Source organism: Arthrobacter zhaoguopingii, from assembly GCF_009828595.1.
Taxonomy (GTDB): domain Bacteria; phylum Actinomycetota; class Actinomycetes; order Actinomycetales; family Micrococcaceae; genus Arthrobacter_D; species Arthrobacter_D zhaoguopingii.
On sequence record NZ_WPNY01000001.1, the window covers coordinates 149584 to 164487 of the forward strand.

Genomic DNA, 14904 nt, shown 5'->3' on the forward strand with positions numbered 1-14904 from the left:
TCCGAACGAAGGAAACCCCGTGCGCTACGTTGTCGGATACACGGAAAACGACCGCGGCCAGGACGCCCTCGCGCTGGCGACCTCGCTGGCCTCCACCCAAGGGGCGCAGGTCGACCTGGTCACCGTGCTCAACCGGCCGCGCTCCGGCGGTGCCGCCCCCGGCACGGACCGCGCCGAGACCGCCCTGGCCCAGGCCGCCGCCGGCAGCCCCGGCCACGTGGCCGTACAGACTCATGTGAGGACGGCCGATTCGTTCGCCGAGGGCCTGCTCGAGGCCGCCCGCGAGTTCGAGGCGGAGCTGATCGTGATCGGCGCCTCGAGCAACGGACTGCTGCGGCGCTTCACGGTGGGCAGCGTCGCCAACGCGGTCCTTCACTCCTCGCCGGTGCCGGTGGCGCTCGCGCCGCGCGGCTACCGCCACCGGGACACCATCTCGCGCATGTCCTGCGCCGTGGGCACCCGGGCCGGTGCCGGGGCGGTGCTCGACGTCGCCGTGGAGTCCGCCGCCCGCCACGGGGTGCCGCTCCGCCTGATCTCGCTGGTGGCCCTGGATGTGAGCGATCCGTCGGACTCGGGGGAGGCCGTGAACCAGGCCCACCAGCACGCCAACACGGTGCTCATCAAGGCCGTCGAGCAGCTTCCGCAGGGTCACGAGGCCACCATCGCCGTCGCCCACGGCAGGACCATCGAGCAGGCGATCGACGACGTCGAATGGGACGCCGGCGAACTGGTGATCGTCGGCTCGAGCCGCCTCGCCCAGCACAGCCAGCTGTTCCTGGGCTCCACGGCCAACAAGATGCTGCGCGCCCTGCCGGTGCCGATGGTCGTGGTGCCGCGCGACTGGAACCTCGCGGCGGCCTGACCCGCCGGCCGGAAGCCCCCGGAAGGGGGCCGGCCCGGGAGGCGGCTGCCTAGGAGGAGGCCGGTGCGGTCTGCCCGGCCGGTGCGGGGCCGCCGGCGGGAAGGGATCCGCCGGACCCCTTGCGCGGGCGGGCGGAGCGCACGGCGCGCAGCATATCGATGGTCAGCAGCACCAGGCCCGACCAGACGAGTCCGAAACCGACCCAGCGCTCCGGCGGCATCTCCTCCCCGAAGACGAACAGGGCCACCAGGAACTGCAGGATCGGGGCGAGGTACTGGAGCAGGCCGATGGTGCTCAGGGGCAGGCGGCGTGCGGCCGCGCCGAAGAAGATCAGGGGGACCGCGGTGATGACCCCGGAGGCCGCCATAATCCAGAAGTGCCCGGGGCCCTCGGTGGTGAGCGTAGCGGCGCCGGTCGCGCCCAGCCAGATCATCACCGCGGCGGCGACCGGGGTGAGCAGCGCCGTTTCGATGCTCAGGCTCGACACCGGGTCGACGCGGGGCCCGACGCGCTTCTTGACGAAGCCGTACAAGCCGAAGGTGAACGCGAGGATCAGGGCGATCCACGGGACGGAGCCGTAGCCGACGGCGAGGACGATGACGGCGACGAAGCCCAGCCCGATGGCCACCCACTGAAGGCGGCGCAGCTTCTCCCGGAGCACGATGACCCCGAGCAGCACCGAGACGATCGGGTTGATGAAGTAGCCGAGGGCCGCCTCGATCGCGTGCCCGGTGGTGACACCGTAGGTGTAGGTCAGCCAGTTCACGGCGATGAGGGCGCCGGCCACGGCGAGGGTTCCAACGATGCCCGGAGCGCGCACCGCCGCCAGCACGGTGTGCCAGGCACGGGTCGCGGTCAGCAGCAGGACGCAGAAGATCAGCGACCACAGGACGCGGTTCGCGACGATTTCCACCGCGCCGGCCGGGTGGAGGATGAGGAAGTAGAGCGGGAGCAGGCCCCAGAGGCCGTACGCGCCGATGCCGTAGAAGATGCCGAGTGAATTCTCACTGCGGGCCGGTCGTTGAGTTTTTACCGCTGTCGCATCACTCACACGGTGAGGAACCGTTTCGGACCGGGATTTATTCCCGTCGAGCCGAAGTGAGATCCACACCACTGGTTTAGCCCCCTGCGCCGCACTGATTTAGAATAGATAGACGTGCGCAAATTGGGCGCACCGACCGGTTACCTTGAGTGTTTCCACCACGGAAGAAGGCAAATCAGTGTCTACCTCAGCTGCGGGCCGTCCGCTGCGGGTCGCGATCATCGGAGCCGGCCCCGCCGGTGTGTATGCCGCGGACATCCTGACGAAATCCCACCAGGTCCAGGGAGGGGATTTCGAGGTCAGCATCGACCTCTTCGACCAGTACCCGGCCCCCTACGGCCTCATCCGGTACGGCGTGGCCCCCGACCACCCGCGGATCAAGGGCATCGTCAACGCGCTGCACAAGGTGCTCGACCGCGGTGACATCCGGTTCCTGGGCAACGTGAACTACGGCCGTGACCTCACGCTTTCGGACTTCCGCCGCTTCTACGACGCCGTCATCTTCGCCACAGGCGCCGTCAAAGACGCCGACCTCAACATCCCCGGCATCGACCTCGAGGGTTCCTTCGGCGGCGCGGACTTCGTCTCCTGGTACGACGGACACCCCGACGTCGGCCGCGACTGGCCCCTCGAGGCTCGGGAGATCGCCGTCATCGGCAACGGCAACGTTGCACTGGACGTCGCCCGCATGCTCTCCAAGCACGCCGACGACCTGCTGACCACCGAAATTCCCGACAACGTCTACGAGGGCCTTCGGCGTTCGCCCGTCACCGACGTCCACGTCTTTGGGCGGCGCGGCCCGGCGCAGGTCAAGTTCACCCCGCTCGAGCTGCGCGAGCTGTCCCACTCGCGCGACGTCGACATCGTCCTCTACCCGGAGGATTTCGACTTCGACGAGGCCTCCGAGAAGCAGATCGCGACGAACAACCAGACCAAAACCATGGTCAAGACCCTTACGAACTGGCTGGTCGAGGACGAACCCACTGGCGCCTCCCGCCGGCTGCACCTGCACTTCCTGCACACCCCGGTGGAGATCTACGATTCGCCGGAAACCCCGGGCAGGGTGGCTGGTATCCGGTTCGAGCGCACCGAACTGACCGGCGAGGGCACCGTCCGCGGCACCGGAAGCTTCATCGATTACCCGGTGCAGGCCGTCTACCGGGCCGTGGGCTACTTCGGCTTGGAACTGCCCGAGGTCGGCTTCGACTCCAGGCGCGGGGTGATCCCCAACGAGGGCGGGCGCGTCATCGATCAGGAAGGCAACCCGGTCCCGGGCATCTACGCCACCGGGTGGATCAAGCGCGGCCCCGTCGGGCTCATCGGCCACACCAAGGGCGACGCCCTGGAGACCATCGGCTTCCTGCTCGAGGACCGGCTCAACCTGCCGGCGGCCGAGGACCCCTCGGAGGACGCCATTATCGACCTGCTCGAATCCCGCGGCGTCCAGTACACCACGTGGGAGGGCTGGCTGCGCCTGGACGCGCACGAGCTGAAGCTCGGAGCCAACTTCGTCAACACCACGGAGAACGGCGAACTCGTCCGCGAACGGGTCAAGCTCGTCCCGCGCGAGGACATGATCGCCATATCGCGCGGGGAGTGACCTCGGTTACACTGTGAGTCCCGCCCCCTGCGCGGCGGGACTCATGATGTGGAGTGCCGATGTCGCCGTTCCGACCGACCTCCTCGGGGGACCTTACATCCCGAGTCGTGCAGCAGCGTGCCTTCGATGCGCACAGCGCGCTTGGCCGCGATGAGCCGCCCGAAGGCAGCCTGAGGCGCGTCGTCCACGACTCGTGGCTGCGGTCGATGGACCATCTCTCAAACCCGGAGCGCGCCGGTGCCCGCCTGTCCTATACGCAGGACGAGCTGGTGGCCTACCGCGAGAGCCACCCGCTGGCAGCCGTGATGCCCGTGATCGACCGGCTCCTCATCCAGCCCAGCCGGGACAGCGGGCTGCTGGTCGCCGTTGGCGATGAGCACGGCAGGCTCCTGTGGGTGCACGGCGACCGCTCCTCGCTGCGCCGGGCCGAGGGCATGATGTTCATGGAGGGCGCCGACTGGTCGGAGGCCACCGTCGGCACCAGCGCCCCCGGAACCGCGCTGGCCCTCGACAGCAGCGTCCAGATCGCCGGCGCCGAACACTTCAGCCCGCAGGCCCATCCCTGGAGCTGCACCGCAGTGCCGCTGCACGACCCCGATTCCGGCACCGTCCTGGGCGTCGTCGACATCACCGGAGCCTCCGAGGCCGTCGCCGGGCACACACTCTCCCTCGTCCAGGCGAGCGTTGCCGCAGCCGAAGCGCAGCTGACCATCCAGCGACTGCGCAGCAGGCTCTCCCCGTCCCGCCGGCCCGCCGACCGGGGTGCACCGCAGTCGCTCTACCGCAGCAGTTTGCAGATCCTCGGCACCGACTACGGACTGCTCCACGCCGGGGGCAGGGCAAGCGAACTGACGCTGCGCCACGCCGAACTCCTTGCCCTGCTCGCGATGCACACCGAGGGCCTCAGCGCCGAACAGCTAGCCGTGATGGCCTACCCGGAGCACGCCTCGGTGACCACGGTCCGCGCCGAGATGCTGCGCCTGCGCAAGGCCCTCGGCCAGCACGGGGGCGCCCTGATGCCGGCGTCGCGGCCGTACCGGCTGCCGCAGGAACTCATCCTCGATGCGGTGCAGGTGCTGAACCACCTGCACCGGGGCTCCCACCGACTGGCCCTGGCGATCTACAAGGGCCAGGTGCTTCCGCGCTCCCAGGCCCCGGCGATCACCCGCCTGCGCGGGGAGATCAGCTTCCTGCTGCGGGACGCGGTCCTCAACGACGGCGGGGCCGAGGCCCTGCTGCAGTACCTGCAGCTGCCCGAGGCCGAGTACGACGCCGATGCCTGGATGACCGCTTTGAAGGTGCTTCCGGCACGCTCCCCCCGCCGGTCGGCGGTGGTGGCCCACATCGAACGCCTCGAGCGGGAACTGGGCAGCGACTGGCACCGCTGACGGCCGTTCGTTGAACCCTGCGGGGTCTTCGGCGGCCCCTGCGGCGGGCGGTGCAACGTCGGTGCAACGTGCCGCGTCCTAGGCTCGGGGCGTGGACGAAGGCGTCCACCGGAGTTTCCAACGCCCAAGGAGTTACACAATGACTGTTTACGCCCAGCCTGGCCAGGACGGATCCAAGGTCAGTTTCAAGCCCCGGTACGAAAACTGGATCGGCGGTGAATGGGCTGCCCCCATCAAGGGCCAGTACTTCGAGAATGTATCGCCGGTCAACGGAAAGGTTTTCTGCGAGGTTGCCCGCAGCACGGCCGAGGACATCGACCTCGCCCTCGACGCGGCCCATAAGGCGGCACCGGCGTGGGGGAAGACCCCGGTCGCTGACCGGGCGCTGGTCCTGAACCGGATCGCCGACCGCATCGAGGAGAACCTCGAGATGCTCGCCGTCGCCGAGACCTGGGACAACGGCAAGCCGGTCCGGGAGACCCTCGCCGCCGATCTGCCGCTCGCGGCCGATCACTTCCGCTACTTCGCCAGCGCCGTCCGCGCCCAGGAGGGCGGGATCTCCCAGCTCGACGACGACACCACGGCCTACCACTTCCACGAGCCCCTCGGCGTCGTGGGCCAGATCATCCCCTGGAACTTCCCGATCCTCATGGCGGTCTGGAAGCTGGCCCCCGCCCTCGCCGCCGGCAACGCCGTCGTGATCAAGCCGGCCGAGCAAACGCCGGCGTCGATCCTCGTGCTCATGGAGCTGATCAGCGACATCCTCCCTCCGGGCGTGGTCAACGTCGTCAACGGCTTCGGCGTCGAGGCCGGCAAGCCCCTGGCCTCCTCCAAGCGCATCCGCAAGATCGCCTTCACCGGCGAGACCACCACGGGCCGGCTGATCAGCCAGTATGCGAGCCAGAACCTCATCCCGGTCACCCTCGAACTGGGCGGGAAGAGCCCGAACATCTTCTTCTCCGACATCGCGGAGAAGAACGACGCGTTCTACGACAAGGCGCTCGAAGGGTTCGCCCTGTTCGCCTTCAACCAGGGCGAGGTCTGCACCTGCCCCTCGCGGGCGCTGGTCCAGGGCTCGATCTACGACTCCTTCATGTCCGACGCCGTGGCCCGGGTGGAGAAGATGGTGCAGGGCAACCCGCTCGACACCGACACCCAGGTCGGCGCGCAGGCCTCGAACGACCAGCTGGAGAAGATCCTCTCCTACTTCGACATCGGGGCCCAGGAGGGCGCCAAGGTCCTGATCGGCGGCGAGCGCATGATGCTCGACGGCGACCTCGCCGAGGGCTTCTACGTCAAGCCCACCATCTTCGAGGGCACCAACTCGATGCGTGTGTTCCAGGAGGAGATCTTCGGCCCGGTGGTCTCGGTGACCCGGTTCAACGACTACGCCGAAGCCATGGAGATCGCCAATGACACCCTCTACGGGCTCGGCGCCGGCGTCTGGTCGCGCAACGGCAACGTGGCCTACCGCGCGGGCCGCGAGATCCAGGCGGGCCGGGTGTGGGTCAACAACTACCACGCCTACCCGGCGGGGGCGGCCTTTGGCGGCTACAAGTCCTCCGGGATCGGCCGCGAGAACCACGCCATGATGCTCGACCACTACCAGCAGACCAAGAACCTCCTGGTCAGCTACTCCGAGAACAAGCTCGGCTTCTTCTAGGAACGCGCCGTGACACTCGAAGCGTCGGTGGTGATCCCGGGGGAGGACTTCTCCCGGGTCGCCCTCACCCAGGAGGCCACCGAGCTGCTGCGCAAGCTCTGGGACCTCCACGGGCCGCTGATGTTCCACCAGTCCGGGGGCTGCTGCGACGGGTCTTCGCCAATGTGCTATCCGGAGGGGGAGTTCCTGACGGCCGAGGCGGACATCCTGCTCGGCGTCCTCGACATCTCCGACGAGGACGACGGCGGTGAGCCCGCCGGTGGCGCCTCCGGGAACGGCGGGAAGCCGATCGGATTCTGGATGTCCCGGGAGCAGTTCGAGTACTGGAAGCACACCCACCTCACCGTCGACGTGGTGCCGGGGCGGGGGAGCGGCTTTTCGGTGGAGGCGCCCGAGGGCAAGCGGTTCCTCATCCGGTCCAGGCTGATGCCCTAGGGCACCGCCCAGGGCGCAGTGCACCCGACGGGAGTCTCCGGCACGGCCGGGGGCTCCCGTCGGTCGCCTGTCCGGCTGGTCCGGCGGATGCCGCCTGCGGCTGATTCTGCCGCGGCTGACGCTGCCTGGCGGGTTGTCTTTCCGGAATCCGCCACCGGACCGGCTTCCGGCCTTACACTTCCCTCAACACTGCGCGAGGAGAGACGTGACACGTATTGGCATCGTGGCCGAAATGGGCCAGGAGACCCGGGTGGCGGCAACGCCTGCCACGGTGAGGCAGCTGCTGGAACTGGGCTACGACGTCGTCGTTGAGAAGGGCGCGGGGGAGTCGGCCTCGTTCCGGGATGACGCGTACGCCGAAGCCGGTGCCCTCATCGTGGGCGCCAACGATGCATGGGGCAGCGAGGTGGTGCTGAAGGTGACCCCGCCCACCGCGGACGAGATCCATCGGCTGGCCGGGGGCGCAACCCTGATTGGCATGCTGAGTCCGGGCCTGCGGCCGGCGCTGGTGGAGGCCCTGGCGGGGCGGCCGATCACCGCGCTCGCCCTGGATGCGGTGCCGCGGATCTCCCGGGCGCAGTCCATGGATGTCCTCAGTTCGATGGCGAATATCGCCGGCTACCGGGCGGTCATCGAGGCCGCACACGAGTTCGGCCGGTTCTTCACCGGGCAGGTGACGGCAGCGGGTAAGGTGCCGCCGGCCAAGGTGCTCGTCGCCGGAGCCGGTGTGGCGGGCCTCTCCGCGATCGGAGCCGCAAGCAGCCTCGGCGCGATCGTGCGCGCAACGGACCCGCGGCCCGAGGTGGCAGACCAGGTGAAGTCCATCGGCGGAACCTACCTCCCGGTCGAGGTCGGCGAGGAAATGACGTCTTCCGACGGGTATGCCAGGGCCACCAGCGATGCCTACAACGCCCGGGCGGCCGAAATCTACACCGACCAGGCCCGCGATGTGGACATCATCATCACCACCGCGCTTATCCCCGGACGTCCCGCGCCGAGGCTGCTCACGGCGGCGGATGTGGCGGGCATGCGTCCAGGCAGCGTGATCGTCGACATGGCGGCCGGGCAGGGCGGGAACGTCGAGGGCTCGGTCGCCGGGGAACGGGTGGTCACGGACAACGGCGTGGTGATCCTGGGCTACACGGATCTCCCGGCCCGCCTGCCGGCGCAGGCCTCCCAGCTGTACGGGACGAACCTTTTGAACCTGCTGCGGCTCCTGACCAAGGACAAGGACGGGCAGCTGGAAATCGACTTCGACGACGTGGTGCAGCGCTCGGTCACCGTGGTGCGGAACGGGGAGAAGACCTGGCCGCCGCCACCGGTCCAGGTCTCTGCGGCGCCGGCTCAGACCGCCCGGGCCGAGGGAACCGCTGCCACACCCGCTGCGGCGAAGCCGGGGCTCAGCGCTGCCGGCAAGGCCGGCCTTCTCGCTGCGGGCATCGCGGTGCTGTTCCTGGTCAACGCAGTGGCGCCGGCGCCGCTGCCGCAGCACTTCACGGTGCTGATGCTCTCGGTCGTGGTGGGCTTCTATGTGATCGGGAAGGTCCATCACGCGCTTCACACACCGCTGATGTCGGTCACCAACGCCATTTCGGGAATCATCGTGATCGGGGCGCTGCTCCAGGTCACCTCGAGCGACCCCCTGGTGCAGGTCCTCGCCGCCGCCGCGGTCCTGCTGGCGAGCATCAACATCTTCGGCGGTTTCGCCGTCACCCGGCGCATGCTCGGAATGTTCGCCCGCGGCGATCGGTCACGACCATGACCCCGGGAGCAGCACTATCGAGGAGTGTAGACGTGTCGAATGCTGTTTCCGGGCCGTTCACCGCAGAGTCCGTTGCCGGTGCGGCCTATCTCGTCGCGGCCCTGCTGTTCATCCTCAGCCTTGCCGGACTGAGCAGGCATGAGAAGGCCCGGGCCGGAGTGCTCTACGGCATCGCCGGCATGGCGCTTGCGCTGGCGGCCACCATCTGGCTGACCCTGGGCGGTGTCCTGGGCACGGCGCGGGGCTCGACCGGCCTGGTCCTGCTCGCCGCCGCCGTCCTGGTCGGCGGCGGCATCGGGCTCTGGCGCGCCCGCGTGGTGGAAATGACCGGCATGCCTGAACTCATCGCCCTGCTCCACAGCTTCGTCGGCCTCGCTGCGGTCCTGGTCGGCTGGAACGGGCACCTCCAGGCGCCCGCCCTGGCCGGGGATCTGATGGCGGTTCACCATGCCGAGGTGTTCATCGGCGTGTTCATCGGGGCGGTGACGTTCACCGGGTCGATCGTCGCGTTCCTCAAACTTTCGGCCCGGATGAAGTCCGCCCCGCTGATGCTGCCGGGGAAGAACGCCATCAACCTCGGCGCCCTCGCCGCGTTCGTCGCCCTGACCGTCTGGTACGTCAACGACTCCCGGCTGGAGCTGCTCATCGCTGTCACGTTGCTTGCCTTCGGGCTGGGCTGGCACCTCGTGGCGTCCATCGGGGGCGGAGACATGCCCGTCGTCGTTTCGATGCTCAACAGCTACTCCGGGTGGGCCGCGGCCGCGGCGGGTTTCCTGCTCAACAACGACCTGCTCATCATCACCGGCGCCCTGGTCGGATCCTCCGGCGCCTACCTTTCCTACATCATGTGCCGGGCGATGAACCGTTCGTTCATCTCCGTGATCGCCGGCGGCTTCGGCATCGCACCACCTGCAACAATGGACGCCGAGCAGGGTGAGTACCGCGAAATCACGGCCGCGCAGACCGCCGAGCTGCTCCTCGACGCCTCACGTGTGGTGATCACCCCCGGGTACGGCATGGCAGTGGCCCAGGCCCAGTACCCCGTGGCCGAACTCGCCCACCAGCTGCGCGCCCGCGGGGTGGACGTCCGATTCGGCATCCACCCGGTCGCCGGGCGCCTGCCCGGACACATGAACGTCCTGCTCGCCGAGGCCCGGGTCCCCTACGACATTGTGCTGGAGATGGACGAGATCAACAACGACTTCGACGGGACCTCGGTGGTCCTCGTGATCGGGGCCAACGACACCGTGAACCCGGCCGCGGCCGAGGACCCCGGCAGCCCCATCGCGGGCATGCCCGTGCTGCGGGTCTGGGAAGCGGACCATGTCGTCGTCTTCAAGCGCTCAATGGCAGCAGGCTACGCCGGCGTGCAGAACCCCCTGTTCTTCCGCGACAACTCCTCCATGCTCTTCGGCGACGCCAAACAACGCGTCGAGGACATTCTCCGCAGCCTTCCGGAGGACTCCCTGCCGTCCCCGCTGGCCGGCTCAACCGCACCCGGCCAGCACTGATCCTGGGTCCACGGGCCGGGCCCGCCGGCCGGGCCGCTGCCGCGCCGGGATCAGGGCTGCGGGAGGCCGCCGGGGACCAGTGAGCCGCGCGCTGCCCCGACCATGCCCTCGACTGCGCGGGCCAGGTGCACGCCGCGGTCGGTGACCCCGTCCCAGCGCACCAGCGCCTGGGCGTTCAGGCCGTCGATCATGCCCAGGATCTGCCAGGCGACGGACTCCGCGTCCGGGGTCTCGAACTGCCCGGCCGCGATTCCCGCCTCGACGACGTCCTGCAGCACCGCCTGCCAGGCGTCCATCTGGACGCGCACGCTGGCCGCGAGGGCCTCGTTGCGGCGGCCGAGAGTCCAGGCCTCAACCCAGACCGCCGTCACGTCCAGGCGCGCCCCGTCTAGCAGCGTGTCCAGGAGCAGGGCGAGACGCTGCGGCGGCTCAGGGAGCCGGGCCAGCAGGGCGGCGACCTCCGCCGTTTCGGCCGCGACGATGGTGGCGAAGGTGTCCGCCACCAGCGCGTCGACGTTGGGCTGGTAGTGCGCGACGAGGCCGGAGGCCACGCCCACCCGCGCGGCCACACTGCGCAGCGTGATCGCGGCAAGGCCCCGCTCCAGGGCCAGTTCGCGGGCGGCTTCGGCGATTTCGGCGGCGCGCTCGGACGGTGCTTTCCGGGCCGCGCGCTTCGGGGGAGTGCTTGACATCACGCTTTAGTCTAAAGTAGTTTGCAACTCTATTGATCGCTTGATCAATAACAGGATGTGCAGTGCCGCCGCAGAACCGCCGAGGGCCCTCCGGCCCCGGTGCCGGACGGCCGCACGGGATGAAGGAGCCGCGAATGGCCTGGAGGATGCCGGCCGAGACCGCACCCCACGAACGCACCTGGATGGCCTTCCCCCGGGCGGGGCTGACGCTCGGCGCGGACGCCGCGTCGGCGGCCGAAGCCTACGCGGCGTGGACCGCCGTCGCGCACGCGGTCGCGGAGTTCGAACCGGTCACCATGGCGGTCGACCCCAGCGAAATGGTGCGCGCCCGGAACCTGCTCGGCAGCGGCATTGAGCTCCACGAGGTTCCCCTCGATGAGTTCTGGATGCGCGACGTCGGGCCGACCTTCGTGCTCGACGACGAGCGCCCCGGCGTCCTCGGCGCGGTGGACTGGACCTTCAACGGCTGGGGCGCCCCCGCCTGGTCCGAGTGGGAGAAGAGCGCGGAAATGGCCCGCGTGGTCGCAGCGCAGAGCGGCGCCGAGCTCATCAGCTCGATGCTGGTCAACGAGGGCGGGGCAATCCATGTCGACGGCGCCGGAACGGTCCTCGTCACCGAGACGGTCCAGCTGGATCCGGGCCGGAACCCGTACGCGGACAAGGCCCGCGTTGAGGCGGAGCTGGCGCGCACGATCGGCGCCACGAAGACCATCTGGGTGCCCCGCGGCCTCACCCGCGACTACGAGGACCTCGGCACCCGCGGACACATCGACATGGTCGCCACCCTGCCCTCACCCGGCCGGGTCCTGCTGCACCTCCAGTCCGACCCCGGGCACCCCGACTTCGAGGTCAGCCGCACCCTGTCGGCCTTCTTCGAGACCCAGACGGACGCCGCAGGCAAGCCCTTCGAAATCGTTCCGCTGCCGGCGCCTGCCACCCTCCGCGACGGGGAAGGGTTCGTCGACTGGAGCTACGTCAACCACCTCGTGGTCAACGGCGGGGTGATCGCCTGCGGCTACGGGGAAGAACGGGCCGACGCGCTGGCCGCGGAGATTCTCGCGGAGGCCTACCCCGGACGGCGGGTGGTGACGGTGGATGCCCGGCCGATCCTTGCCCGGGGCGGGGGCATCCACTGCATCACCCAGCAGCAGCCGGCACTGCGCGGAGGGAACGCCTGATGGCCCGGTTCGACGTCGTCGAGGCCTCTCTTGCGCAGCTCCGCTCCGCCCTGGAGGCCGGGGAGACGAGCAGCGAGGACCTGACCCGGGCGTACCTCGCGCGGATCGAAGCGTACGACCGGGGCGGCCCCCGGCTGAACGCGGTCGTGGTGTCCAGCCCACAAGCCCTTGACGACGCCCGGGCCTCCGACGAACGGAGGGCCCGCGGCGCCGTGCTCGGACCGCTGGACGGCATCCCGTACACCGCCAAGGACAGCTACCTGGCCAGGGGGCTCACGGCAGCCGCCGGCTCCCCGGCCTTCGAACACCTGACCGCCCAGCGCGACGCCTTCACCATCGAACGCCTCCGGGGCGCCGGCGCGGTCCTGATCGGGCTGACCAACATGCCCCCGATGGCCAACGGCGGCATGCAGCGCGGACTGTACGGGCGCGCCGAAAGCCCCTACAACGCCGACTACCTCCCCGCCGCCTTCGCTTCAGGGTCCTCCAACGGCTCGGGCACGGCGACCGCGGCGAGCTTCGCGGCCTTCGGCCTCGGCGAGGAAACCTGGTCCAGTGGACGGGCGCCGGCCTCAAACAACGCCCTGTGCGCCTACACGCCCTCCCGGGGAGTGATCTCGGTGCGCGGCAACTGGCCGCTGGTCCCCACCATGGACGTGGTCGTTCCGCACACCCGTTCCATGGCCGACCTGCTCGAACTGCTCGACGTGATCGTCGCCGACGACGCCGAGACCCGCGGTGACTTCTGGCGGGCCCAGCCGTGGGTGGAGATCCCGCCCGTGTCGGCCCTGCGCCCGCCGTCCTACCCGGCGCTCGCCCCGGCAGGGGCCGACGGCGCCCGGGCGGCGTTGAAGGGCCGGCGCTTCGGGGTGCCCCGCATGTACATCAACGCCGATCCGGAGGCCGGCACCGGGGAGAACCCGGGCATCGGCGGGCCCACCGGGCGGCGCATCGAGACGCGCCCGTCCGTGATCGCCCTGTGGGAGGCTGCCCGCCGCGACCTCGAGGCCGCCGGCGCCGAGGTGGTGGAAGTCGACTTCCCCGTGGTCTCCAACTACGAGGGTGACCGCCCCGGCGCCCCCACCCTCGCCACCCGCGGACTGGTCAGCCCCGGCTACCTTGAGCGCGAAATCACCGACCTCTCGTCGTGGGCGTGGGATGACTTCCTGAAGGCCAACGGCGATCCGGCCCTCAACAGCCTGGCGGCGGTCGACGGCGCGGCGATCTTCCCGGCCCCCGAGGGCGCGCTGCCGGACCGCTACGACGGGTTCGACGACGACATCGCCACCTATCCGGCGCGCGTGCGCGACCACCCGGTGGAGTCATTCCTTGCGATCCCGCACCTGGCCGAGGGTTTGCGCGGGCTCGAGGAAACCCGCCGCCTAGACCTTGAGGAGTGGATGGAGCGCCTCGGCCTCGACGCCGTGGTCTTCCCCGCCGCCGCCGACGTCGGACCGGCCGACATGGACGTCAATCCGGCCTCGGCCGACCTGGGGTGGCGCAACGGCGTCTGGGTCGCCAACGGCAACCTGGTGCCGCGGCACCTGGGCATCCCCACCGTGACCGTTCCAATGGGCACGATGGCCGACACCGGCATGCCCGTGGGCCTCACCTTCGCCGGCCGGGCCTACGACGACGCCGCCCTCCTGCGGCTCGCCGCCGCCTTCGAGGCGACCGGCCGCCGCCGCACCCCGCCGCCGAGGACCCCGCCGCTGGGCTGAGTCCGGCGGCGGGACCCGGCCGCGACCTCCGGCTGGGGCCGCGGGTCAGCGGTTCACCGTCGACATATCCGCGTACCGGTCCCCGACCGGAGCAGCGACGGCGCTGAGCGCGGCGAGGTGATCGCCTGAGAGCTCGAGGGCCTCGGCGGCGATGTTCTCCTCGAGGTGCTCGATCCTGCGGGTGCCCGGAATGGGTGCGAGGTCACCGCCCTGGGCGAGCAGCCAGGCGAGGACCACCTGCCCGGGGGTCGCTCCGAGCTTTTTTGCCACGGCATCGACCTGTTCGACGATCCGGATGTTCGCTTCGAGATTGTCCCCCGCGAAACGCGGGTTGTAGCGCCGGACGTCCGCCTCGTCGAGCTGGTCGAGGCTGCGGATGGTCCCGGTAAGGAATCCGCGGCCCAGTGGCGAGTACGGAACGAACCCGATTCCGAGTTCTCGCACCAGCGGGAGGACCTCCTGCTCGGGGTCGCGGGTCCACAGGGAGTATTCGGTCTGCAGCGCCGTCACGGGGTGCACGGCGTGGGCGCGGCGGAGAGTGGCCGGGGCCGCCTCGGAAAGGCCGATATGCCGGATCTTCCCCTGCGCTACGAGGTCGGCCAGGGCGCCCATGGTCTCCTCGACGGGCACGGCGGGGTCCATCCGGTGCTGGTAGTAGAGGTCGATGTAGTCGGTGCGGAGGCGCCGCAGCGACCCCTCGACGGCCAGGCGCACGTTCGCCGGGCTGCCGTCGAGGCCCCGCTCGCCCGAGGCGGTGTGGCGGATGACGCCGAACTTGGTGGCGATCACCACCTGATCCCGCCGGTCGGCGAAAGCGCGGCCCAGCAGTTCCTCGTTCGTGTAGGGACCATAGATCTCGGCCGTGTCGAAGAAGGTGATGCCCAGCTCGAGCGCCCGGTGGAGAGTCCGCACGGCGGCATCGTCGTCGCTGCCGCTGCCGGTGTAGAAAGCCGACATTCCCATGCAACCGAGGCCCAGCCGCGAGACCTCAAGGTCCTGTCCCAGGGTGAGGTGCTTCATCTCAACGCCTTTCGGTGAGGTTTTCGGGCA

Annotated in this window: 12 protein-coding genes; 9 read left to right on the plus strand and 3 right to left on the minus strand. The window is 69.8% G+C overall.

Annotated elements, in window-relative coordinates; translation table 11 throughout:
• The first annotated feature begins 19 nt into the window (after nucleotides 1–19).
• Nucleotides 20–862 (plus strand): universal stress protein, encoded by an 843-nt coding sequence (locus GVV86_RS00715; RefSeq protein WP_159800829.1) that lies wholly within the window; start codon nucleotides 20–22, stop codon nucleotides 860–862.
• Between the two features lie 49 nt (nucleotides 863–911).
• On the opposite strand, the gene rarD is transcribed toward GVV86_RS00715, so the two are convergent.
• On the minus strand, nucleotides 912–1913 hold the full coding sequence (gene rarD / locus GVV86_RS00720; RefSeq protein ID WP_246199716.1) for an EamA family transporter RarD: 1002 nt from the start codon (nucleotides 1911–1913) through the stop codon (nucleotides 912–914).
• Nucleotides 1914–2082: 169 nt separating this feature from the next.
• Here rarD and GVV86_RS00725 point away from each other — a divergent pair, with 169 nt between their 5' ends.
• The 6 genes from GVV86_RS00725 to pntB all read left to right on the plus strand — a co-directional run bounded on the left by GVV86_RS00725 (nucleotide 2083) and on the right by pntB (nucleotide 10263).
• Nucleotides 2083–3504, plus strand: a complete 1422-nt coding sequence (locus tag GVV86_RS00725; RefSeq protein ID WP_159800831.1) for an FAD-dependent oxidoreductase — start codon at nucleotides 2083–2085, stop codon at nucleotides 3502–3504.
• Between the two features lie 59 nt (nucleotides 3505–3563).
• Complete coding sequence (locus tag GVV86_RS00730; RefSeq protein WP_159800833.1) at nucleotides 3564–4892, plus strand: GAF domain-containing protein; 1329 nt, start codon at nucleotides 3564–3566, stop codon at nucleotides 4890–4892.
• A gap of 139 nt (nucleotides 4893–5031) precedes the next feature.
• On the plus strand, nucleotides 5032–6555 hold the full coding sequence (exaC, locus tag GVV86_RS00735) for an acetaldehyde dehydrogenase ExaC (RefSeq protein ID WP_159617764.1): 1524 nt from the start codon (nucleotides 5032–5034) through the stop codon (nucleotides 6553–6555).
• A gap of 9 nt (nucleotides 6556–6564) precedes the next feature.
• A complete protein-coding gene (locus GVV86_RS00740) occupies nucleotides 6565–6990 on the plus strand; it encodes a DUF779 domain-containing protein (RefSeq protein ID WP_159800835.1) in 426 nt (141 codons plus the stop codon).
• Between the two features lie 205 nt (nucleotides 6991–7195).
• Nucleotides 7196–8752 carry a Re/Si-specific NAD(P)(+) transhydrogenase subunit alpha gene (locus GVV86_RS00745; protein WP_159800836.1) on the plus strand — a complete coding sequence of 519 codons (1557 nt, stop codon included), beginning with the start codon at nucleotides 7196–7198 and terminating at the stop codon, nucleotides 8750–8752.
• A gap of 32 nt (nucleotides 8753–8784) precedes the next feature.
• The gene (gene pntB, locus GVV86_RS00750; RefSeq protein ID WP_246199714.1) at nucleotides 8785–10263 is read left to right on the plus strand and encodes a Re/Si-specific NAD(P)(+) transhydrogenase subunit beta; all 1479 of its coding nucleotides are present in this window, start codon (nucleotides 8785–8787) and stop codon (nucleotides 10261–10263) included.
• Nucleotides 10264–10313: 50 nt separating this feature from the next.
• Here pntB and GVV86_RS00755 read toward each other — a convergent pair whose 3' ends face one another.
• A complete protein-coding gene (locus GVV86_RS00755; protein WP_159800838.1) occupies nucleotides 10314–10955 on the minus strand; it encodes a TetR/AcrR family transcriptional regulator in 642 nt (213 codons plus the stop codon).
• A gap of 134 nt (nucleotides 10956–11089) precedes the next feature.
• Between GVV86_RS00755 and GVV86_RS00760 the strand changes: the two genes are divergently transcribed.
• Both GVV86_RS00760 and GVV86_RS00765 read left to right on the plus strand, forming a co-directional pair.
• Complete coding sequence (locus GVV86_RS00760) at nucleotides 11090–12133, plus strand: agmatine deiminase family protein (RefSeq protein WP_159800840.1); 1044 nt, start codon at nucleotides 11090–11092, stop codon at nucleotides 12131–12133.
• Nucleotides 12133–13854 carry an amidase gene (locus tag GVV86_RS00765; RefSeq protein ID WP_159800842.1) on the plus strand — a complete coding sequence of 574 codons (1722 nt, stop codon included), beginning with the start codon at nucleotides 12133–12135 and terminating at the stop codon, nucleotides 13852–13854. Before GVV86_RS00760 ends, GVV86_RS00765 begins: the two co-directional genes overlap by 1 nt.
• Before the next feature lie 45 nt (nucleotides 13855–13899).
• On the opposite strand, the gene GVV86_RS00770 is transcribed toward GVV86_RS00765, so the two are convergent.
• Nucleotides 13900–14874 carry an aldo/keto reductase gene (locus GVV86_RS00770; protein ID WP_159800844.1) on the minus strand — a complete coding sequence of 325 codons (975 nt, stop codon included), beginning with the start codon at nucleotides 14872–14874 and terminating at the stop codon, nucleotides 13900–13902.
• Nucleotides 14875–14904: the final 30 nt, after the last annotated feature.